The organism is Arenibaculum pallidiluteum (assembly GCF_017355985.1).
Lineage (GTDB): Bacteria > Pseudomonadota > Alphaproteobacteria > Azospirillales > Azospirillaceae > Arenibaculum > Arenibaculum pallidiluteum.
In genome coordinates this window covers 347321-369010 of the sequence record NZ_JAFIQU010000003.1, presented here as the reverse complement: position 1 = coordinate 369010, position 21690 = coordinate 347321, and the positions used below count along the sequence as shown (strand labels likewise).

Annotated in this window: 18 protein-coding genes; 6 read left to right on the top strand and 12 right to left on the bottom strand. The window is 68.9% G+C overall.

The window, feature by feature from the left end; translation table 11 throughout:
• Positions 1–129: 129 nt before the first annotated feature.
• Positions 130–330 carry a hypothetical protein gene (locus tag JUB13_RS08910; protein WP_207478441.1) on the bottom strand — a complete coding sequence of 67 codons (201 nt, stop codon included), beginning with the start codon at positions 328–330 and terminating at the stop codon, positions 130–132.
• A 27-nt stretch (positions 331–357) separates the two neighbouring features.
• On the opposite strand from JUB13_RS08910, the gene JUB13_RS08905 reads away from it, so the two are divergent.
• Together JUB13_RS08905 and JUB13_RS08900 are read left to right on the top strand one after the other, a co-directional pair.
• Positions 358–1134, top strand: coding sequence for a response regulator (locus JUB13_RS08905; protein WP_456237109.1), 777 nt, complete (start codon positions 358–360; stop codon positions 1132–1134).
• 352 nt (positions 1135–1486) lie between these two features.
• The gene (locus tag JUB13_RS08900) at positions 1487–2848 is read left to right on the top strand and encodes a hypothetical protein (RefSeq protein ID WP_207478440.1); all 1362 of its coding nucleotides are present in this window, start codon (positions 1487–1489) and stop codon (positions 2846–2848) included.
• A gap of 30 nt (positions 2849–2878) precedes the next feature.
• Here JUB13_RS08900 and JUB13_RS08895 read toward each other — a convergent pair whose 3' ends face one another.
• Entirely contained in the window at positions 2879–6319 is a 3441-nt protein-coding gene (locus JUB13_RS08895) for a PAS domain-containing hybrid sensor histidine kinase/response regulator (RefSeq protein WP_207478439.1), read from the bottom strand.
• Positions 6320–6549: 230 nt separating this feature from the next.
• Between JUB13_RS08895 and JUB13_RS08890 the strand changes: the two genes are divergently transcribed.
• Both JUB13_RS08890 and JUB13_RS08885 read left to right on the top strand, forming a co-directional pair.
• On the top strand, positions 6550–8262 hold the full coding sequence (locus tag JUB13_RS08890; protein WP_207478438.1) for an MFS transporter: 1713 nt from the start codon (positions 6550–6552) through the stop codon (positions 8260–8262).
• Positions 8263–8424: 162 nt separating this feature from the next.
• Positions 8425–10827 carry a Tex family protein gene (locus tag JUB13_RS08885; protein ID WP_207478437.1) on the top strand — a complete coding sequence of 801 codons (2403 nt, stop codon included), beginning with the start codon at positions 8425–8427 and terminating at the stop codon, positions 10825–10827.
• Between the two features lie 60 nt (positions 10828–10887).
• Here the strand turns inward: JUB13_RS08885 and JUB13_RS08880 are convergent, their stop codons facing one another.
• The 3 genes from JUB13_RS08880 to JUB13_RS08870 all read right to left on the bottom strand — a co-directional run bounded on the left by JUB13_RS08880 (position 10888) and on the right by JUB13_RS08870 (position 14101).
• Complete coding sequence (locus JUB13_RS08880) at positions 10888–12048, bottom strand: M20 family metallopeptidase (protein WP_207478436.1); 1161 nt, start codon at positions 12046–12048, stop codon at positions 10888–10890.
• A gap of 15 nt (positions 12049–12063) precedes the next feature.
• Positions 12064–13317 (bottom strand): M20 family metallo-hydrolase, encoded by a 1254-nt coding sequence (locus JUB13_RS08875; RefSeq protein WP_328702897.1) that lies wholly within the window; start codon positions 13315–13317, stop codon positions 12064–12066.
• 148 nt (positions 13318–13465) lie between these two features.
• Positions 13466–14101 carry a response regulator transcription factor gene (locus tag JUB13_RS08870; protein ID WP_328702896.1) on the bottom strand — a complete coding sequence of 212 codons (636 nt, stop codon included), beginning with the start codon at positions 14099–14101 and terminating at the stop codon, positions 13466–13468.
• Positions 14102–14309: 208 nt separating this feature from the next.
• On the opposite strand from JUB13_RS08870, the gene JUB13_RS08865 reads away from it, so the two are divergent.
• Positions 14310–15002, top strand: a complete 693-nt coding sequence (locus JUB13_RS08865) for a LuxR C-terminal-related transcriptional regulator (protein ID WP_236024826.1) — start codon at positions 14310–14312, stop codon at positions 15000–15002.
• Between the two features lie 23 nt (positions 15003–15025).
• Here the strand turns inward: JUB13_RS08865 and JUB13_RS08860 are convergent, their stop codons facing one another.
• Positions 15026–15235, bottom strand: a complete 210-nt coding sequence (locus tag JUB13_RS08860) for a hypothetical protein (protein WP_207478434.1) — start codon at positions 15233–15235, stop codon at positions 15026–15028.
• 250 nt (positions 15236–15485) lie between these two features.
• On the opposite strand from JUB13_RS08860, the gene JUB13_RS08855 reads away from it, so the two are divergent.
• Positions 15486–15734, top strand: a complete 249-nt coding sequence (locus JUB13_RS08855; protein WP_207478433.1) for a hypothetical protein — start codon at positions 15486–15488, stop codon at positions 15732–15734.
• Between the two features lie 91 nt (positions 15735–15825).
• On the opposite strand, the gene JUB13_RS08850 is transcribed toward JUB13_RS08855, so the two are convergent.
• The 6 genes from JUB13_RS08850 to JUB13_RS08825 all read right to left on the bottom strand — a co-directional run bounded on the left by JUB13_RS08850 (position 15826) and on the right by JUB13_RS08825 (position 21424).
• The gene (locus tag JUB13_RS08850) at positions 15826–16932 is read right to left on the bottom strand and encodes a branched-chain amino acid ABC transporter substrate-binding protein (protein ID WP_207478432.1); all 1107 of its coding nucleotides are present in this window, start codon (positions 16930–16932) and stop codon (positions 15826–15828) included.
• Positions 16933–17064: 132 nt separating this feature from the next.
• Positions 17065–17412: a DUF6867 family protein gene (locus JUB13_RS08845; RefSeq protein ID WP_207478431.1), complete on the bottom strand. Its 348-nt coding sequence runs from the start codon at positions 17410–17412 to the stop codon at positions 17065–17067.
• Positions 17413–17421: 9 nt separating this feature from the next.
• A complete protein-coding gene (locus JUB13_RS08840; RefSeq protein ID WP_207478430.1) occupies positions 17422–18132 on the bottom strand; it encodes an ABC transporter ATP-binding protein in 711 nt (236 codons plus the stop codon).
• Entirely contained in the window at positions 18132–19019 is an 888-nt protein-coding gene (locus JUB13_RS08835; RefSeq protein WP_207478429.1) for an ABC transporter ATP-binding protein, read from the bottom strand. Before JUB13_RS08835 ends, JUB13_RS08840 begins: the two co-directional genes overlap by 1 nt.
• Complete coding sequence (gene livM / locus JUB13_RS08830; protein WP_207478428.1) at positions 19016–20503, bottom strand: high-affinity branched-chain amino acid ABC transporter permease LivM; 1488 nt, start codon at positions 20501–20503, stop codon at positions 19016–19018. The genes JUB13_RS08835 and livM overlap by 4 nt, the downstream gene beginning before the upstream one ends.
• Before the next feature lie 3 nt (positions 20504–20506).
• Positions 20507–21424 carry an ABC transporter permease subunit gene (locus tag JUB13_RS08825; protein ID WP_207478427.1) on the bottom strand — a complete coding sequence of 306 codons (918 nt, stop codon included), beginning with the start codon at positions 21422–21424 and terminating at the stop codon, positions 20507–20509.
• Between the last annotated feature and the right edge of the window lie 266 nt (positions 21425–21690).

Here is a 21690-nt window from a genome sequence, read left to right as displayed (position 1 = left end):
GCGCCGGGGCCAGTCTGTAATCAGGGAGGAAACGCAATGTGACCCATCGCCCTTTCGATATACGCCATGCCGCATGAAGGAATGGTTAACGCGCAGCAGGGTCAACAGTCACCGCGAACGGAACGATCCTCATCCCACCAAGCGCCGAAGGCGTGCACGCGCCGTATAGTAGGCGAGCATGGGCCAGACGGCGCTCATAGCACAGAAGGCAAGCAGTACGGCGGCCTGCCCGCGCCAGCCCGCGAGCCGCGTCTCGAAGGCGCAGCGCCGGACGAAAACCGCGCCGATCGCGAGATAGGAGGCGAGGAACAGGAGGATCGAATCTGACATCGGGACAGGCCTTGGGCCGGGATCTGGATGCCGCAGTCTGGCTCCGCATGGTTAATTTTCTATTTTCACACCCAGTGCCGATGTCTCGTTTCGGGAACGTTGCTCCGGCGTCCGCATCACCCGATAATCACTGGGAATTTAGGCAAGGACGGCCGCTTCATGGCTTGCAGGGTTCTGATAGCCGACGACCATCCCTTGATGCGGGCTGCACTGCGCCAGGCGGTCGATCAGTCCGTCGAAGCTCCGGAGATCGTCGAGGCCGCCGACTTCGATCAGGTCGGCGCCGCGCTGACCACGGGTCCGGGGGCCGACGTCGTCCTGCTGGACCTGAACATGCCGGGCGCCAGCGGGCTGGTCGGCCTTGCGATGCTGCGCGCGGAACATCCGGCGACGCCCGTGATCGTCGTGTCGGCCACCGAGGACGCGGCCACCATTCACAGAGCCATGGAGTTCGGCGCGTCGGGCTTCGTGCCGAAATCGGCGCCCATCGCGCAGATAGGAGATGCGATCCGTGCGGTGCTCGATGGGGAAATCTGGAGCCCGCCGCTTTCCGCGACGCCCGAGGAGGACATCCAGCTCGCCGAGCGCGTCGCCTCGCTGACGCCCCAGCAACTCCGCGTGCTCGCCGGGATCGTCGCCGGAAAGCTCAACAAACAGATCGCCTACGAGATGAACGTCGCCGAGGCGACCGTTAAGGGCCACATCACGGTGATCCTCCGCCGTCTGGGCGTGGTCACGCGCACCCAGGCCGCCGTGATCGCGAGCCGGCTGATGCCCGGCGGCACCATGCCCGTTCCGGAGTAGCATCCGCGCAGCCAAGCGTTCCATGGGCACGTGCAAACACCATACGCCCCCATGATCTTCGGTGATCGACTACACTATCGGCGGCCCCAATTGGGGTAATCGCATTATAATGTTGCTCTTGCCCGTCGATGGTAAGCAACATCATTCATATTGATGCAAGCATGCCGACTCGGCCCCGGACGACGGCCATGCGGCCGACGCTGGCAGCGGCACCAATGCGACACCGGGATGGACCGGGTCCGTGCGCAGCCTGAAACCCTGACAACCACTTCCGCTACTGGCGGGGGGCAGATCTTCCATGCCTTACGACAAGCACGGATCCCTTGGCATCCGACAACAGGAGGGCGGGACGATGGTGAGGTGGTGGGTTGATCGGACGGCGGCCGAGGAAAGGGCGAAGAAGGCCGACGCCGAGAGGGCGGAGCGCGAGATGGCGCTCCGACGGGCCGGCTATGGAGCCTATGTCGTCCTGTGCCTTGTCCTGCTGCTCCCTGCGAGCCTGCTCGCCTACTATCTGTGGCCCAGGTTCCCGATCGCGCCGGAGGACGCCATTTGGCTGGTGGTCTTCTTCTTCGCCGAGGTCCTGGCGGGTCTGCTTCTCGTGGCGCGCTGGTTCCAGCGGCTGACGACCAATTCGGACATCGAGGAGCTGCGGAAGATGGCTTTCTCGTACCGTCTCGGCGGCACGCTGGCGCTTCGTCCCTTCCTGAACTCGGAAGGCGAGAAGCTCGTCGCGGGGAGCTCCATCGCCGAATACCGCAGGGGGATCATCGAGCCCAACTTCTACAAGAGCGCCACGAACCCGCCGTTCTTCCTGGCGGTCACGCTCGTGGTCAGCCTGGGTCTCTTTTCGCTCTTCGCGCCCAACCTCGACCTCCTGAGCCAGCCGATCATCCCGCTCCTGGGCCCGGCGATGGCGGACTGGCCATGGGCGCAGCCGGGGCTCGGAACGCAGGAGAAGCAGGCCACCCTGATGGCCTACGGTGCCCGGGCCCTGGTCTGCCTCGCCTTTGCCTTCGCGGGGTCGCTGGTCTGGGCCGTGATCTACCTGACCCGCCGCATGGCCCTCAGGGACGTCACGGGCTATACCTACCAGGAGCTGTCGGCACGGCTGGTCGCCGGGGCCGTGATCGCGCTGGTCGCCTATCATTTCATCGCACCGGCCTCGGGCGAGTTGCTGATGGCGATCGCCTTCGGCGCCGGCGTCATGCCGGAGACGGTCCTGCGCTGGATCGGGAACAGGATCTCGCGCCGTTTCGGCGCCTCCGAGCAGAACGACCACATCGACCTCGAGCACATCCAGGGCATCAGCGCCTTCACGCGGGCGCGCCTGGCCGAGGTCGGCATCTACGACGCGCAGGGGCTGGTCTCGACCAACCCGCTGCGCCTGTCCCTGCACACCCCCTACTCGCTGCCCCAGCTGATCGACTGGTACGGCCAGTGTTTCCTGCTGCTGCACTTCCAGCCGAAGGGCTTGGCCGCGCTGCGCAGCAGCGGACTGCGCACGGTCTGGGATCTCCGCCTGGCCACCCGCGGCCAGGGCGGCGGCCTGGCGCTCGGCGTCGATACGATCAGCGCGGCCATGGCAGGACGCGTCATATACGTTCTCCAGGAACAGCCCGCCTATGTCCGGACCACGGAGCTCTACGATCGCATGCGGGCAAGCGTCGCCATCGACAGCCAGCCCGTCGCGACGATGCAGGCCGCGGAATAAGGACCGCTTGGCCGGCGGGCGACCGCCGCGTCAGCCCACCGCGGCGCGGCGGCGCTTCGCCAGCAGCTCGCCCACAAGCGCGCGCAGGGCTCCGGGGCGGATCGGCTTGTAGGCGAGGGCGCAGCCCGCCGCCGCCGCCGCCGCCCGGACCTCGTCTCCGCGATCCGCGGTGACGATGGCGGCCGGTACCCGCCTTCCGAGGCGCGCCTCGAACTCCGCCAGCGCATCGATGCCCGTGAGGCTGACGCCGAGATGGTAGTCGGTGATGATCGCGTCGGGGATCCGTCCGCACAGGTCGTCGAGTGCGGCCTGGACGGTCGTGCCCCCGGCGACCTCGCAGTGCCAGCCATTCAACAGCTCGCGCGTGGCCTCCAGGATCGCGGCCTCGTTGTCCAGGCACAAGACGAGCGATCCCTTCAGGCTGCGTCCGGCCCGCGGCGGCGCCGGGACGACGGCACGCTCCGCCGCGACGGCCAGCGGAACCCCGATGGCGAAGCAGCTTCCCCTGCCGACCTGCGAGCGTACGACAACGGGATGAGCCAGGATCGCGGCGAGCCGCTCCACGATCGCAAGGCCGAGGCCCAGGCCGCGCCCGCGCGCCTCCACCGGCGCGCCGATCTGCCGGAACTCGACGAAGATCTCGCCCAACCTGTCCTCGGGGATGCCGGGCCCCGTATCCCAGACCTGGATCCACATCACGTCGCCGCGCCGCCGGCATCCCAGCAGAATCCGGCCGGTGGGGGTGTAGCGCACCGCGTTCGCCAGGAAGTTCTGGAGGATGCGGCGCAGCAGCACGGGATCGCTGCGCACCGCGCACGATGACCGAACGACGCGCAGGCCCAAGCCGTGCTGGCGCGCCAGAACAGCGAACTCCTCGCCCAGGGGGAACAGCACGTCACTGATCGCGAAGGAGGTCAGGTTCGGCTTGACGATGCCCGTGTCGAACTTCGAGACGTCCAGCAGGTCGCCCAGCAGATGCTCCACGGATCGGAGCGAGGCGTCGGTCTGGCCGATCAGGGGGTCGCTGACCCTTGCCGCGAGGGCGGAGAGGAAGAGGCGCGCCGCGTGCAGCGGCTGCAGCAGGTCGTGGCTGGCCGCAGCGAGGAACCGCGTCTTCCCCTGGTTGGCGCGCTCGGCTTCCGCCTTGGCGGCTGCCAGGTCGCGGGTCCGCTCCTCGATGCGCCGCTCCAGCGACTCCTTGGCGTCCAGGAGGGCCGTCGCGAAGCGGTGCCGGTCCGTCACGTCGGTATAGACCGCGACGAATCCGCCGTCGGGCATGGGGTTCGTCGCAACCTCCAGCACGGTGCCGTCGGGCCGCAGCCGCTCGTACACGTCGGCACGGCCGGCCCGCTCCTGGGCGGTGCGGCGCGCCAGCAGGTCCTCGACCTCGCCGTTCTGGCCGTATTCGCCCCGGCGACGGTTGTAGTGCACGATCTCGGCCAGGGGAGTCCCGACCGCCACGAGGCTGTCCGGGATGTCGAGGAGCTCGAGGAAGCGGCGGTTCCAGGTCGCCACGCGCAGCTCGGAATCGAAGACGCAGATGCCCTGCCCCACGTTCTCCAGCGTCGCGCGCAGCAGGTCGTGCTGCGCCAGCAGCGCACGCGAGGCCTCGTCGATGATCGATCGCGCGTCGCTGCGCGACAGGCGGCGGTCTGCCATAAGCCCCGCGACCACCACGCGGGCCGAGGCCGAGCCGATGGCTCCGGACAGCAGGCGCTCCGTCGCCTGCCGGGCCTCGGAATCGCAGCGCCCGAGCAGGGCCGCCTCGTAGGGGACTCCGACCTTGAGGCGGTTTGCGACGATCTGGCGGAACGCAGCGTCCGCGCGGACATCGCCGACATAGCGGGCCGCGAGATCGCGCAGCTCCCCCAGCGTCGCCGGGCGTGCGCCGGACGGCTCGGGAACGCGGGTGCGGTTCTGGTGGACGAAGCGTTCGGCCTGCTCGCGCTCGATGGCGGGCTGCCGCGTCGCGAGCGAGACGCCGATGAAGGCCAGCAGGTTGGCGCCGAGGCTGCAAAGCACGGCGCTCGTCAGGCGGTCGAGGCCCTCGATGGGCGGTGGCAGGAAGGATCCGTCGATCCAGCGTGCCTCGGCGAAGGATGGCAGCAGCATGGTGAAGGTCCAGCCGATGAACCCCACGGCGATGCCGGAGATCACGCCCGCCGCCGTCGCGCGCCGCCAGTACAGCCCGATCAGCAGCGCCGGCGCGTACTGGGCCACCGCCCCGAACGACAGGAGCCCGATGCTCGCGAGCGGAAAGACCGAGCCGATGATCCCGTAATACCAGTAGCCGAGCGCCAGGATCCCGAACACCGCCATGCGCCGGATCGTCAGCAGGCTGCGGGCCGAGACGACGCGGCCATCGCGCCGCCGCAGCATCAGCAGAGGCACGACCACGTCGTTGCAGACCATCGTGCTGAGCGTCACCACCTCGACGATGACCATGCTGGTCGCCGCCGACAGGCCGCCGACGAAGGCCGTGAGGGCGAGCCAGTCGCTCCCTTCGGAGACCGAGATCGAGATCAGGAAGGTATCCGCCTCGCCCTCGGCGCCGAAGCGCAGCAGCCCCGCCAGCGCGACCGGCAGCACAAAGACGTTGATTGCCACGAGGTAGAGGGGGAAATAGCGCGCTGCGACCCGGGTATCGGCCTCGTGGGTGTTCTCGACCACGGCCACATGGAACTGCCGGGGCAGGCAAATGATCGCGAGCGCCGCCAGGAGGCAGGCGGTCCACCAGCTTGCGCGGGAAAAGTCGGGCCAGAGCAGCTCGGCAAGGCGCGGATGCGCCGCGACGTCGGCGGCGAACCGCTCGACGCCGCCGGTCATGCCGACGGCGATCACGAAGCCCACCGCGACCGCCGCACCGAGCTTCACGACCGATTCGGCCGCCACGGCCAGCATCAGGCCGCGGTGATGCTCGTTCGCATGGATCGTCCGGATCCCGAAGAGGATCGCGAAGACGGCCATGGACACCGCAGTCAGCAGCGTCGTCCCGCCGGGAAGGCTGCTGGTCAGCCCGCCTGCCTCGTGCCCGACCAGCGCCTCGAAGCTGATGGTGATCGCCTTGAGCTGCAGGGCGACGTAGGGCATCAGCCCCACGACCGCCGTGACCGTCACCAGCGCCGCGAGCGCCTGGCTCTTGCCGTAGCGAGCCGCGATGAAATCGGCAATCGAGACGACATTCTCGGACTTGGCGATGCGGACCATCTTCTCGAGCACGCGCCGGCCGAGAATCAAGGCCGCGATCGGTCCCGCATAGATCGCGAAGAAGCCCCACCCGTCGCTCGCCGCCCGTCCGACCGCTCCGTAGAAGGTCCAGGACGTACAGTAGACTCCGAGGCTCAGCGTGTAGAGGACGGGGCTCCTGCGCTGGGACGAGCCGGCCGAGTCCTTCCTGTCGCCGTACCAGGCGATCGCGAAGAGGAACGCGATGTAGAGGATCGAGATGGAAAGGACGAACCAGCTGCTCATTGCGGACCCCGCGGCGGCACGCCGCCCTGCGGCCGACAGTACAGGGTCGCGGCCGGCCCGTCACGACCATGCAGACCGCCGATCATCAGCACCCCCGACCATGGTCGGGGGTGACCGTTTCCCCTCCCCGTGGGATCACGGATGCACTAGACCGAGGTTCCGGCGCAGCGCCGGAGGAACGGCTGCGGCGCTGCGCCGGGACTGCGGTCACTCTAGGGAGGCAACAAACCATGGCGTATGCTGCCACGGCCGGCACCGTCCGGCCCATGACGGGCGAGGAAAGGCGGGTCATCTTCGCCTCGTCGCTCGGCACGGTCTTCGAATGGTACGACTTCTATCTCTACGGCTCGCTGTCCGCCGTCATCGCGGCCCAGTTCTTCTCGGGCGTGAACCCAACGGCCGCCTTCATCTTCGCGCTGTTGGCCTTCGCGGCTGGCTTCGCGGTCCGTCCCTTCGGCGCCATCTTCTTCGGCCGCCTCGGTGACCTGATCGGCCGCAAGTACACGTTCCTCGTCACCATCCTGATCATGGGCCTGTCCACGTTCATCGTGGGCATCCTGCCGAACTACGCGTCCATCGGCATCGCGGCACCGATCATCCTGATCGTCCTTCGCCTCCTGCAGGGCCTTGCCCTCGGCGGCGAGTACGGCGGCGCCGCCACCTACGTGGCCGAGCACGCTCCGCACGGCAAGCGCGGCGCGTACACGTCCTGGATCCAGACCACGGCGACCCTGGGCCTGTTCCTGTCGCTGCTCGTGATCCTGGGCTGCCGCTACGCCCTGACGCCCGAGGACTTCAACGCCTGGGGCTGGCGCATTCCGTTCCTGGTCTCGATCGTGCTGCTCGGCATCTCGATCTGGATCCGGCTGATGCTGAACGAGAGCCCGGCCTTCCAGCGCATGAAGGAGGAGGGCAAGACCTCCAAGGCGCCGCTGACCGAGTCCTTCGCCCGCTGGGGCAACCTGAAGATCGTGCTGCTTGCCCTGTTCGGCCTCGTCGCCGGCCAGGCCGTCGTCTGGTACACCGGCCAGTTCTACGCACTGTTCTTCCTGACGCAGACGCTGAAGGTCGATGCGCAGGCCGCGAACCTGATGATCGCGGCGGCGCTGGCGCTCGGCACGCCCTTCTTCGTGATTTTCGGCGTCCTGTCCGACAAGATCGGCCGCAAGCCGATCATCATGGCCGGCCTGGCCCTGGCGATCGTCACCTACTTCCCGCTGTTCAAGGCGATCACCCACTACGCCAACCCGGCTCTCGAGCAGGCCATCGCCACCTCCCCGGTGGTCGTGACCGCGAACCCGGCCGAGTGTTCGTTCCAGTTCAACCCGGTCGGCACCACGGCCTTCACCAGCTCGTGCGACATCGCGAAGAGCGCGCTGGTCACCCGCGGCATCCCCTACTCCAACGAGGCTGCTCCGGCGGGCACGGTGGCGCAGATCAAGGTCGGCAGCACGGTGATCCAGTCGATCTCCGCGGCGCCCGCCCCTGCCGCTGCAGGCGTCAACCTCGGCCACGGCCCGTCAACCTCCGCCCCGGCTCCGTCGGGCGAGGCGCGCGCGGCCTTCAACAAGGCCCTGGGCGATGCGCTGACCGCGGCGGGCTACCCCGCCAAGGCCGACCCGGCCCGGGTCAACACCACAATGGTCGTGATCCTGCTCACGATCCTGGTGATCTACGTGACCCTGGTCTACGCGCCGATCGCCGCGATGCTTGTCGAGCTCTTCCCGACCCGCATCCGGTACACGTCGATGTCCCTGCCCTACCACATCGGCAACGGCTGGTTCGGCGGCTTCCTGCCGACGACCTCCTTCGCCATCGTGGCGGCGACGGGCGACATCTATTCGGGCCTCTGGTACCCGATCGTGATCGCGGCGGCGACGCTGGTGATCGGGATGCTCTTCGTCCGCGAGACGAAGGACATCGACATCTACAAGGACGACTGACGGCGATCCGGGCCCTGCCCGGAAGCGGCGGCGCGGGCGGATCTCCGCCCGCGCCGTTTCCTTTGCGGGCCACTTTGCAGGCCAGGGATCCTCGCCGGTTGGCAGCGCCGACGGGCCGGTGTATCAGGACGGCCCGATCCGCTGAACCGGTCCATTTCCGCCATGATCCCCATCGCAAAGCGCATTGCGGACGAGCTTCAGGCTCGTGAAGCCCAGGTCTCCGCGGCCATCCGGCTGCTCGACGAGGGTGCGACCGTCCCCTTCATCGCGCGCTACCGCAAGGAGGCGACCGAAGGGCTCGACGATACGCAGCTCCGCACCCTGGAGGAGCGGCTCCGGTACCTGCGGGAGCTCGAGGAGCGGCGCGGCCAGATCCTTGCCAGCATCACCGAGCAGGGCAAGCTGACGCCGGAGCTGCAGGCGCAGATCGCGCAGGCCGACACGAAGACGCGGCTCGAAGATCTCTATCTCCCCTTCCGGCCAAAGCGCAGGACCAAGGCGCAGATCGCCCGCGAGGCCGGGCTGGAGCCGCTCGCGCTCGCCCTTCTCTCCGACCCGACGCGCGCTCCGGAGCAGGAGGCCGCCGCCTTCGTCGATGCCGAAAAGGGCGTCGCCGACGCCAAGGCCGCCCTCGACGGCGCCAGGCAGATCCTGATCGAGCGGTTCGGGGAGGACGCCGAGCTGGTCGGGCGTCTCCGGACCATCGTGGCGGATGCGGGCCGGGTCGTCGCCCGCGTCGTCGAGGAGAAGAAGGCCGAGGGCGACAAGTTCCGGGACTATTTCGACTTCGCCGAGCCGCTGGCCACGGTTCCGTCGCACCGGGCGCTCGCCCTGTTCCGCGGACGGGCGCAGGGCGTGCTGGACCTGAAGATCGAGGTCGGAGAGCCCGAAGCGGCGCCGCACCCCTGCGAGGCCGCGATCGCCGCCCATGCCGGCATCCGCGACCTCGGGCGGCCTGCGGACAAGTGGCTGGCGGAGACTGCGCGCTGGGCCTGGCGGGTCAAGATCGGCCTGCATCTGGAGCTCGACCTCCTATCCGAGCTGCGCGACCGTGCCGAGGACGAGGCGATCCGCGTCTTCGGGCGCAACCTGCACGACCTGCTGCTGGCCGCGCCCGCGGGGCCGCGCACGACCATGGGGCTGGATCCGGGAATCCGGACCGGCGTCAAGGTCGCGGTCGTGGACGCGACGGGCAAGCTGCTGGACACCGCCACGGTCTATCCGCACCAGCCGCGCAACGACTGGGACGGCGCCATCGCGACGCTGGCCACCCTGGCCGGACGGCACGGCGTCGATCTCGTCGCGATCGGAAACGGCACAGCAAGCCGCGAGACCGACCGCCTGGCCGCCGATCTCATCAAGCGCCATCCCGAGCTGAACCTGACCAAGATCATGGTCTCCGAGGCCGGCGCCTCGGTCTACTCGGCCTCGGAGGTCGCGGCGGCCGAGTTCCCCGGCCTCGACGTCTCGCTGCGCGGCGCCGTGTCGATCGCGCGGCGCCTTCAGGACCCGCTCGCCGAGCTCGTGAAGATCGAGCCGAAATCCATCGGCGTCGGCCAGTACCAGCACGATGTCGGGCAGACGAAGCTCGCGCGGGCTCTGGACGCGGTGGTCGAGGACTGCGTGAACGCCGTGGGCGTCGACCTGAACACCGCCTCCGTCCCGTTGCTGGCGCGCGTCTCCGGGTTGTCCGAGACCGTCGCCCGGAACATCGTGGCATTCAGGGACGAGAAGGGCCGCTTCCGGCGCCGTACGCAGCTCCTCGACGTGCCGCGCCTGGGCCCGAAAGCCTTCGAGCAGGCGGCGGGCTTCCTGCGGATCCCTGCGGGGGAGGATCCCCTCGACGCCTCGGCGGTGCACCCGGAATCCTATCCCGTTGTCGAGCGGATCCTGGAACGCGCCCGGCGCCCCCTCGGCGAGGTGATCGGCGATGCTCGCTTCTTGCGCGCGCTGAACCCCGAGGACTACGTCGACGAGCGCTTCGGCGTTCCGACGGTCCGGGACATCCTGGCCGAGCTCGAGAAGCCCGGCAGGGACCCGCGGCCGGAGTTCCGGACCGCCGCGTTCAAGGATGGGGTCGAGGAGATCAAGGACCTGCAGCCCGGCATGGTGCTAGAGGGGGTCGTGACCAACGTGACGGCCTTCGGCGCCTTCGTGGATGTGGGCGTGCACCAGGATGGGCTCGTCCACATCTCCCAGCTTGCCGACCGTTTCGTCAAGGACCCGCACACGGTGGTGAAGGCCGGCGACATCGTTCGGGTGAAGGTCGTCGAGGTGGACGTGGCGCGCAAGCGCATCGGCCTGACGATGCGCATGGGCGAGCCAGCCCAGCCGCGCGGCGCCGGCGAATCGCGGGACCGCGCCGCGGCGCCCGCGAACCGGCCGCAGCACGCCCATGGGCAGCGTGTGCAGGGCCGCAACCACGAGCAGGGCGCCCCGCAGGGCCGGCCGGGACAGGCGAAAGCTCCGGCGGGCGCCCCGCGTCCTGCCGCTGCGCCGCAGACCCCCGCGGGAGGCGCCCTGGCCGAGGCCTTCGCCCGGGCCCGCGAGGGCAAGCGGCGCTGATCGCCCGGACAGCCTGGGCGGAGGGTGCCGCCCCCGAAGGACCGGCCCCTCGGCCTGCCGTCAGGCCAGGAGCCGGTCCAGGACGGCGAGCTGGATCAGCGCTGCATCGACCATCTGGTCGATCGGCACGCTCTCGTTCGCGGCGTGCCCCTGGGCCCCCGAACCCGGGCCGAAGTTCACGATCTCGATCCCGTCGTCGGCGAAGTAGCGGCCATCCGAGACGCCCGTGGCGTTCAGGAACCGCACGGGCGCGTTCCGATGGGCCAGGACCGCGTCCCGGAATGCCCCGACCAGCGCGCCGTCCTGCGGCGCCGCGAAGCCGTTGGTGCCGCGCAGGAACTCGACCGACACTGTGCCGCCGGGCTCGCCGGCCTCATCGATCATGGTCCGGATCTCCTCGAAGGCGGCGGAAACCTTCTCGTCCGGCAGGACACGCCGATCGATCTCGACGGTGCAGAGGTTGGGAACGACGTTCGTGTTGTGCCCGCCGCGGATCATGCCGACGTTCATGGTCGAGCGCATCGCGCCGTCGATCCGCTGGCTCAGCCGCGACCCGAGCTCGAGATCCAGGCGGTCGAGGAGCCGCACCATCCGCATGATGGCGTTGTCGCCCGCCGCCGGATTGCCGGCATGGGCGGCGCGCCCGGTGGCCGTCAGGCGCACCCACAGCACGCCGCGCTCGGCGGTGATGAGCTGGTTCTCCGTCTGCGCGCCAAGGATCAGCATGTCGGGCTTCACGACGCCGCTCTCGCGCAGGAAGTACATGCCGTCGGGCCCGAGATTCTCCTCGTCCGCGACGAAGGTGAAGACGACCTCCCCGCGCTTCGGTCCGCCGCGGCGCGCCAGCTCCTCCGCCAGCCACAGATGGACCGCCATGCTGCCCTTGCAGTTTCCGGCGCCCAGCCCGTAGACGAGGCCGTTGCGGACCTCGGCCTTGAAGGGATCCGTGTTCCACATGGCGCGCTCGCCCATGGAGACGGTGTCCGCATGGGCGTTGAACACGACCTGCGGTCCGCCGCCCGGCCCGATCCGGCCGACGCAGTTGTCGAGCCCGGGCGTGCGCGCATGAATCTCGGCGCGCAGGCCGGCAGCGGCCAGTCTCTCGCGGGCATAGCCGCAGATGGCGCTGGTGTCGCCCGGCGGAAAGGCGGAGGGGATCGCGATCAGATCGGACAGGATCGCGACGAGACGTTCGCCCAGGGCGGCGCGGTCGATGTTCATGGATCGGTTCCGGTGTCAGGAATTGGCAAGGGCGACGACGGCCTCGGCGAGCACGCGCGTGCCGGCTGCGAGGTCGCCGGGCGTGGCGTTCTCGGCTTCGTTGTGGCTGATGCCCTTCTCGCAGGGCACGAAAATCATCGCCGAAGGGCAGACCTCCGCCAGGAAGCGGGCATCATGGTTGGCCCCCGACGGCAGCTCGAGAGCCCGCAGGCCCAGACCGGCGGCGGCCGTGCGGACGGACGCGACGGCGCCGGCATCGAAGGCGCAGGGAACCGAGGTGAAGGTTTCCGTCACCCGCACGGAGCAGTGTCCGGCATGGGCCCTCACGACGGGCTCCACCTGGTCGCCCAGGCGCTTCAGTGTGTGGGGATCGGGATGCCGGAAATCGATCGTGAAGAAGACGCGGCCGGGCACCGTGTTGGGAGCCCCGGGTCCGACTTCGAAGCGGCCGACGGTGAAGCGCACAATGTCCTCGGGGTCATGCATCAGCCGCCGCAGCGCATCGACGATGTCTACGGCGGCCATGAACGCGTCCTTGCGCAGGCGTGCTGGCGTCGTCCCGGCATGCGCCTCCTCGCCCGTCACTTCGATGGCGAACCAGCGCGACCCCTGCACGCCGGTCACGATGCCGACCGGAACGCCCGCCTGCTCCAGCAGCGGCCCCTGCTCGATATGGCATTCGAGATAGGCGTGCACGGGGAAGCCCAGTGGGCGCCGCGCGAAGTCGGACTCGCCGTCGAGCAGCTGATCGAGAGCGGCCCGGGCGCTGATGCCGTCTCGGTCGACCTCCTCCAGAGCGGGGCGTGGCGGGATCGCGCCGGTGAAGGCGCCCGATCCCAGGCAGCCCGGCTGGAAGCGCGAGCCCTCCTCGTTGGTCCAGGCCACGGCCTCGATGGCGCGGCGGGTCACCACCCCGGCATCGTTCAGTGCCTGAAGCACCTCGAAAGCCGCAAGCACGCCGTAGATGCCGTCAAACCGCCCGCCGGTGGGCTGGCTGTCCATGTGCGAGCCGGCCAGCACGGGCGGCAGCGACGGATCGCTGCCTTCCCTGCGGATGAAGAGATTGGCGACGGGGTCGTTGGCGACGGTGAAGCCCTGCTCCGCGGCCCAGCGGGCAAGCTCGCGCCGTGCGCGGCCGTCCTCCGGAGACAGGGCCTGGCGGTTGACGCCGCCGCCTGGAAGCGCTCCGAACTGCGCCATCCGGACATGGCGCTCCCACAGCCGCGCCTCGTCCACGGCCGAGGCCGCTGTCCCGAACCGATACTCCACCGCCCTGCCCCCTTTGGCTGCCGCAGCCCGGGCAGGTTAGCGGCGAGCGGGCGAGCGCGAAAGCCCGCTCCAGGGGTCCGGCCTCTGGTGGGCGGGACGGGGCCAGGGCTGTCGGACGTCGGGCGGCCGAAATCCGGTCGCCCGGCCGTCAGACGTTCAGGCAGCCGGCTCGCGCGGCGGCAATGGCGACCTGTGTGCGGCTGGATACGCCGAGCTTCTGCATGATGGCGCGCACATGCACCTTGACCGTGCCCTCGAGCACGCCGAGCGAGCGCGCGATCTCCTTGTTCGACTGGCCTTCCAGCAGCAGGCGGAAGACGTCGCGCTGACGATCCGTCAGACGATCCAGCAGCGCGGCCCCCTCGCTGGCCTCGCGCCGGCAGGACAGGGCCTGCGCCGGCATTGGCACGTAGCGGTCCCGGCCCTCGCCCCGGCCCTCGAGCACAAGCGACAGGGCATGGGTCATCACCTCGGCCGGCCCAGCCTTGGGCAGGAAGCCGCGGGCACCGGCGCGGATGCATGCCGCCATCATGACGGGATCCTCCTGCGCCGACACCACAACGACCGGCACGTCGCCGAGCGCGGCGACGAGCCCCGTCACCGCGTCGATGCCGTCGGCGTCGGGCAGACGCAGGTCGCACAGCGCCATGGCGAGGTCCGGTCGTCGGCGCGCGACATCCACGGCCTGCGCCAGCGACGCCGCCTCGATGACCTGGACCCGGGGGTGCGCCTCCTCGATCGAGAGCGCGAGGCCACGCCGGACCAGCACATGGTCGTCGACCACCAGGACCTCCAACGGCGGTGCGGGCCTGGCGCGTCTATCGAGAGTGAGCAACACGCCCCTGTCTCCTCTCGTATGGAACGTCACGCGGCTATCCCCTTGTGGTGACTCCCCCGGTCGACCAGCAACCGGCGTCCCCCTTATAACACTGGCTCCTAGCGCCCGAGTAAGGTTTTCTTAACCACGACATTCGCATGAGGGTCATCAAGAGATGATGGAAGCGCGCTTCACGATGCTGGTGGACGGCGACAGGCCGTCCACTGGTGCGCTGGTCGCCCAGCTGAAGGGGACGCCCTTCTCACCCACCGCCATCGCCGCAACCGTGGAGGATGCCGGCAGCCTGCTGCGCCGAGGCATGAGGCCCGACCTGATCCTGGCCGTGCTGCCGGACGGCGCCGTGGATGCCTTCGGGGAGCCCCTGCGTCAGCTTCGGGCGGCGGCGCCCGACGCGCGTCTCGTCGTCCTCGGGGACGCGTTCGCCGAGCCGCTGCTCGCGCTGGCGCTTCGCGTAGGGGCGGCGGGATGCCTCGACAGGAGGATCGGTGCGCATGCGCTGCAGCGGGCCCTCGCCCTGGTGTGCCTCGGCATGACCGTGATGCCCGACGCGGTCTCCGAGGTGCTCGACAGCGTCACCGATTCCAGCGTGCCGCCCGATGCCGCCGATGCGGGCGAGCTGTCGCGCCGGGAGATCGAGATCCTGCAATGCCTGCTGGCCGGGCAGTCGAACAAGGCCATCGCCCGCGAGCTCGACATCACCGAGTCAACGGTGAAGATGCACTTCAAGAACCTGATGCGGAAGATCCGTGCCCAGAACCGGACCCAGGCGGCCGTCTGGGCGATCCAGCGGGGGCTGGCCGGTCCGCGGGAGGACGCGCCCGCGCTGCGCGCGAGGGTGGCACGCTGACGACGGCGGAAACGGCAGACGGTTCAGGATTCGAGGCGCTCGAACTGCTCCGGGTCGAGCAGGGCGGCGATGGCCAGCGTCTTCAGGGTCTTCGGATCGTCGGCGCGCTTCATCTGCGCGTGCACGGCGCCCATCCCGTCCTTGCGCAGCGCCACGACTTCCCAGACTCCGCCACCCGGGCCGAGCCTCCGGTACTTCTGGCCCTCGACGATATCGCGCTTGTTCCGCCGCATAGGCGTTCTCCGAACTTCCCGAGCCTTCTACCGGGGGGCGGGGGCCTTGGGCCGGCCCTGCCGGACGGGATCCATAGCATGGATGTGGTGAGCATGGCGAAGGCAGGGGAGCGGCGGGCCGCTGACGGATCGGAGCGTTGCGCGGACGCCACAGAGGGCCGCACGGCCCGGTAGCGCGCTGCGGAGATATACGCCGGAAGATGGCAACGAGCTGAAGGAACCTAGCTGCGACGGGAGCGTTACCGAAGCCATGAAGAACGATTATGACGTGGTGGCCATGGCCAACCACCTGATCGAGGAATGGGGCGAGCATGCCCCGCGCGTCAGCAAGGTGCGGCTGGTCGAGCTGATCGCCGCCAACAACCTGCGCGCGGCTTCGTTCTGGCGTGAGGTCATGCGGCTTTGCGAAAGCATCGTCACGGAGCACCGTCGGGAGGACAGCAAGGGCCAGCAGGCCAAGGCCCCCTCCCCGGACTTCACCCCGCCCCGCGCGGCCTGACGGGCCGGCCCATCGATTAGACGGGACAATCCATCGGTCAAAAGAAAACCGGCGGCCCCAGTGGGGCCGCCGGATCCGTTTCAGACCGCGCTCAGTTCGAGGCGATTTCCTTGTAGGTGCCGTTGTCCCAGCGGTACCAGACATAGGCCGGCGTGGTGACGTCGCCCTTGTCGTCGAAATCGATCTTCCCGATCACGGTATCGAAGGTGCCGCCGACCAGCGCCTGCTGCACCTTGGCCGCGTCGGTCGACTTCGCGGTCTCCACGGCGGCCTTGTAGGCCTGGACCGCGGCGTAGGTATAGAGGGTGTAGCCCTCGGGGTCGTAGCCGCCGGCCTTGAACTTCTCGACCACGCCCTTGGCGGTCGACATGTTCCGCGGGTCGGGGCCGAAGGTGAACAGGAAGCCCTTGCCGGCGTCGCCCGTGATCGACCAGAATTCCTGGCTGTTCAGCGCGTCGCCCGAAATCACCTGGGCGTTCATGCCCTGCTCGCGCATCTGGCGGGTGATCAGGCCGGCCTCGGTGTGGTAACCGCCGATATAGACGACGTCCACCGCGGACTGCTTCATCTTGGAGACCAGCGCCGAGTAGTCGCGCTCGCCGGCCGTGTACGCCTCGTACAGCTTCTCCTTGAGGCCGGCCGCGTTCAGCGCCTTCTGCGTCTCGTCGGCCAGTCCCTTGCCGTAGGCCGACTTGTCGTGGAGGATCGCGACGTTCTTGCCCTTGAAGCTCTTGGCGATGTAGTCGCCCGCGACCTTGCCCTGCTGGTCGTCACGGCCGCAGACGCGGAAGACGTTCTTGAAGCCCTGCTCCGTCAGCTTCGGATTCGTCGAGGCCGGGGAGATCTGGACGATGCCCTCCTCGTTGTAGACCTGGCTGGCCGGGATCGAGGAGCCCGAGCAGAAATGCCCGGCGACGAACTTCACCTTCTGGTTGACGAACTGGTTCGCGACCGCAACGGCCTGCTTCGGATCGCACGCGTCGTCGCCGATCTGCAGCTGAACCTGCTGGCCCATGATGCCGCCAGCCGCATTGATGTCCTTCACGGCCATCTCGGCGCCACGCCGCATCTGCTCGCCGAAGGACGCGTACTGGCCGGTCATCGGGCCCGCCGTCGCGATCACGATCTGCGCCTGCGCGGCCGAGATGCCGAGCGCGAAGACCGCGGAAGTGGCGAGAAGAGCATGCCGGAATTTCATTATCTGCGTCTCCCTGTGGTTGACCCGGAGCCCCTTGGGGCCACCGGCACCGCCGTCCGTAGTCGGCGGATCCTCGTCATTATACGGCCTTCCTCGGGCCTTGCGACAGTTTCCGCAAAGCCGCCGGTTGCATCAGGCTGGAGACTTCTCCCGCCAACTGAAGGGGCCGGTGCGCTCGTAGAGCCAGGGATATTGGCGCACCATCCGGCGCGCCATGGTCGCGCGCCAGGCGGCGAGCGCGATGGCCATCAGCACCGCCCCGTTCGCGAGGATCGAGCCGGGATGGCCAGGTGCCGCATGGAACAGCGCCCAGGCCAGGAAGCGCTGGCCGACCAGCAGAAGAAGCACGTAGAGCGCCACCTTCCACCACGGGGCCCAGGACTCAGCCTGGTTCTGGCCCGTCAGGAAGGCGGCCGGGCCGCTGACGAGCAGGGTCATGCCCAGGAAAACGCCGAAGCCTTCGCTCAGGAAACCGCCCATCGCCGCCTCTCAATGTCCGCCTTCGAGATAGGCCGTCCGCACCTCGGCATTGGCCAGGAGCTCCGCTCCCGTCCCGCCCAGGGTGACGCGCCCGTTCACCAGCACGTAGCCGCGATGCGCCAGCTTCAGCGCGTGGAAGGCGTTCTGCTCCACCAGGAACACGGTCATCCCGCGCTCCCGGTTGATGTCGCGGATCACCGAGAAGATCTGGCGCACCACCAGCGGCGCGAGCCCCAGCGACGGCTCGTCCAGCAGCAGCAGGCGCGGCTGGCTCATCAGCGCCCGGCCGATGGCCAGCATCTGCTGCTCGCCGCCAGAAAGCGTGCCGCCACGCTGGTGCATGCGCTCCTTGAGCCGCGGGAACAGCTCGAACACCCGCTCGAGCTCCCGCGCGTAGCTGCCGGGCTCGGCGGTGACGGAGCCCATCTGCAGGTTCTCCAGCACCGTCATGCGCGGGAAGATGCGCCGCCCTTCGGGGCTCTGCGCGATGCCGCGCCGAACGATCTCGAAGGTGGGAAGCCGCGTGATCTCCCGCCCCTCGAAGAGGATGCGGCCGGACCGGGCCTGCGGGCTGCCGCAGACCGTCATCAGCAGCGTCGACTTGCCGGCGCCGTTCGCGCCGATCAGCGTGACGATCTCGCCCTCCGCGACCTCCAGGTCGACGCCCTTGAGCGCCTCGATGGAGCCGTAGAAGGTCCTGACCCCCTGGATGCTCAGCATCACGCGCCCTCCCCGTCCACGCGGACGCCGAGATCGGCAGCCACCTCGGGCGGCAGCGGGTCGTCCTCATCCTCGCCGAGATAGGCCTTGATCACCGCGGCATCGGAGCGCACGGCCTCAGGCGATCCCTCGGCGATCTTCCGGCCGTAGTCCAGCACCACCACATGGTCGGAGATCGTCATCACCACGCTCATGTCGTGCTCGATCAGCAGCACGCCGATACCCTCTCCGTCCCGGATGGAGCGCAGGAGATCCGCGAGTTCCGCGGACTCGCGCGGGTTCAGGCCCGCCGCAGGCTCGTCCAGGCACAGCAGTTGGGGACGCGTGCACATGGCCCGCGCGATCTCCAGCCGCCGCTGCGCGCCATAGGGAAGGTTGCCCGCCTCCCAGTCGGCGACGTCCACGAGCCCGGTTCGCTCGAGCCAGTGCCGGGCGAGTTCGACACCCTCGCGCTCGGCCTTGCGGTAGCTCGGCAGGCCCAGCAGCCCCGCCACCGAGAAGGCCGAGGCGCGCATCAGCGGCCGGTGCTGCGCGACCATCAGGTTCTCCAGCACGCTCATGCGCGGGAAGAGCCGGATGTTCTGGAAGGTCCGCGCGACGCCGATCCCGGCGATCCGGTATCCCGGCAGGCGCTCCAGCAGATGCACGGTGCCGTCGTCCCCGCGGAAGCTCAGGCGTCCGGCACTCGGCCTGTAGAAGCCGGTGATGCAGTTGAAGACCGTGGTCTTGCCGGCGCCGTTCGGGCCGATGACCGCCGTGATCTGTCCCGCCTTGGCCGTGAAGGATACGTCGTTCACGGCGAGCAGGCCGCCGAAGCGCATGCACAGGTGCTCAACCTTGAGCAGCACGGGCGCGGCCGTCGCGGCCGCTGTATCGAGCGCCGTCATGCCCGGGCCTCCGCCGCGGCGCGCTTTCGTCGCGCGTCCCTGCCGCCATGAAGCAGGACCGTGGGCTCGCGGTGGGCCAGCAGGCCCGACGGGCGCCACACCATGATCAGGACCATGCCCATGCCGAAGGCCAGCATCCGGTACTCGGAAAGCTCTCGGAACGCCTCCGGCAGTCCGATCACGATCAGCGTCGCCACCACCACGCCGACCTGGCTGCCCATGCCGCCGAGCACGACGATGGCAAGAATGATGGCAGACTCGAGGAAGGTGAAGCTCTCGGGGCTGATGAAGCCCTGGCGGGTCGCGAAGAAGGCGCCCGCGAAGCCGCCCCACATGGCCGAGATCGAGAACGCCGCCAGCTTGATCCGCGTCCGGTCGATGCCCAGCGCCGTGCAGGCGATCTCGTCCTCGCGCAGGGCTTCCCAGGCGCGGCCGATGGGTAGCTTGCGGATGCGCAGCGTGAAGAAGTTCACGGCCAGCGCCAGCACGAGGATCAGGTAGTACAGGAAGATGATGCGCTGGAGCGGGTCGAACTCCAGCCCGAACATCTCGTGGAAAGCGACCTTGCCCTCCGCAGGGTTCCGGGTGAAGTCCGCGATGCCGAAGAAGTCGGGGCGCGGGATGCCCGAGATGCCGTTCGGGCCGCCCGTGAAGTCGTACCAGTTCAGCAGCACGATGCGGATGATCTCGCCGAAGCCGAGCGTCACGATCGCGAAGTAGTCTCCGCGCAGGCGCAGCACCGGGAAGCCCAGCATCAGGCCCGCCATCGCCGCCAGCACCCCGGCCAGCGGCAGGCAGGCCCAGAACGACCAGCCGAAATACTGCGCGAGGAGCGCGTAGGAATAGGCACCGACTGCATAGAAGGCGACGTAGCCGAGGTCCAGCAGGCCGGCGTAGCCGACGATGATGTTCAGGCCCCAGCCGAGCATGATGTAGGTCAGCAGCAGGATGCCGATGTCGATCACCGAGCGGCCGGCGAAGGGCATGAACGGCAGCGCCACCGCGAAGAGAACGACCAGCGGGCCGAGCCAGCGGGTCAGCTCCTGCACCTTGGCGGCAAAGCGGTCGGCCCTGTTGTCGCGTGCCTGCTGGCCGGCGGCGCCGCCCCGCATGTCGCGCAGCTTCAGCGCCGCACGAATCGCGATCACGCCGGCACCCCCGAGCGCGATGACACGCAGCGGAGGCGTCGGGAAGGGAGCCAGCCAGAAGACGACGGCGGCCGCGATGCTCGCCCCCAGTACGGCCGCCGCATAGCCCTCGCGGACCAGGACGAGTCCGAGCCGGCCGATGAAGACGAGGGCGACCGCGATGGCGACCTCGCCGAACCGGGTGACCACGGTCAGGCCTTGCGGGGAATCGACCGTCCGCAGCCCGACGAAGGGCAGCGTCAGGGCGAGGGCAACCACGGCGGCGATCGCCGCCTCTTTCAGGGCCGCCGGCAGGACGGAGCGGGACGCACCCGCGTTCAGTGTCGCTGCGGTCATGGCTCAGACCTTCTCGATCTCGGGCCGGCCGAGCAGGCCGGTAGGCCGGAAGATCAGGACGAGCACCAGGATAGAGAAGGCTGCGACGTCCTTGTACTCGATGCTGAAGTACCCCGACCAGAAGGCCTCGATCAGGCCGATCGCGAGCCCACCGAGCATGGCGCCGGGAAGCGATCCGATGCCGCCGAGGACCGCGGCGGTGAACGCCTTCACGCCGGCGAGGAAGCCGATGAAGAAGTCGATGACGCCGTAGTACATCGTCACCATCACCCCCGCGACGGCGGCCAAGGCGGCGCCCATCACGAAGGTCAGCGAGATCGTGCGGTCGACGTCGACCCCCAGCAGCCCCGCCATCTTCTTGTCCTGCTCGCAGGCGCGCTGCGCACGCCCGAGCGGCGTCCCGTTGATCAGCGCCGTGAAGCCGGCCATCAGGGCCACGGTGGTGAGGATGATGAGGATCTGGAGATAGGAGATGTTGACGGCGAATCCGTCGGCCCGCTCGATGATCGTGAAGCCGCCCTGCACCACGGGCGGGATCGGCTTGACCCGCGCGCCTTGGAGGAGCTGGACGTAGTTCTGGAGCAGGATCGACATGCCGATCGCCGAGATCAGCGGGGCCAGCCGGGGGGCGCCGCGCAGCGGCCTGTAGGCGAAGCGCTCGACGGTCCAGCCGTAGACCGCGGTAAAGGCCATGGAGAGCAGGAGCACGAGGGCAATCGCAGCGGGAGCCCAGGTGATCCCCGCGAGGCCGAGCACGATGAACGCGATCACCGCGACGAAGGCTCCGATCATGTAGATCTCGCCATGCGCGAAGTTGATCATGCCGATGATCCCGTAGACCATCGTGTAGCCGATCGCGATCAGACCGTAAATTGCCCCAAGCGTAAGTCCGTTGATCAACTGTTGCAGAAAATATTCCAAATCCGCACCCTCCCAGCGATCTGCCGTGCGGCCCGCCACGTGAAGTCCCTTGGCTGCCGCATTCCCTGCTGATTTACGTCCACACGATGGCCACGACGGCTCCGCCAGAGGCGGACCCCTGTGCGACGTGGCAGCGGACGAGCACTCCCTATTCTTGTTCCTTGGAAATGAAGCCTTTGAAGGCCGATCCCAAGGTTGTCGGACACTAGCCCGCGCCCAAACGCAGGGCAAGCGCCGGATGCCGGGCCCGGCGGGGCCCCGCCGGC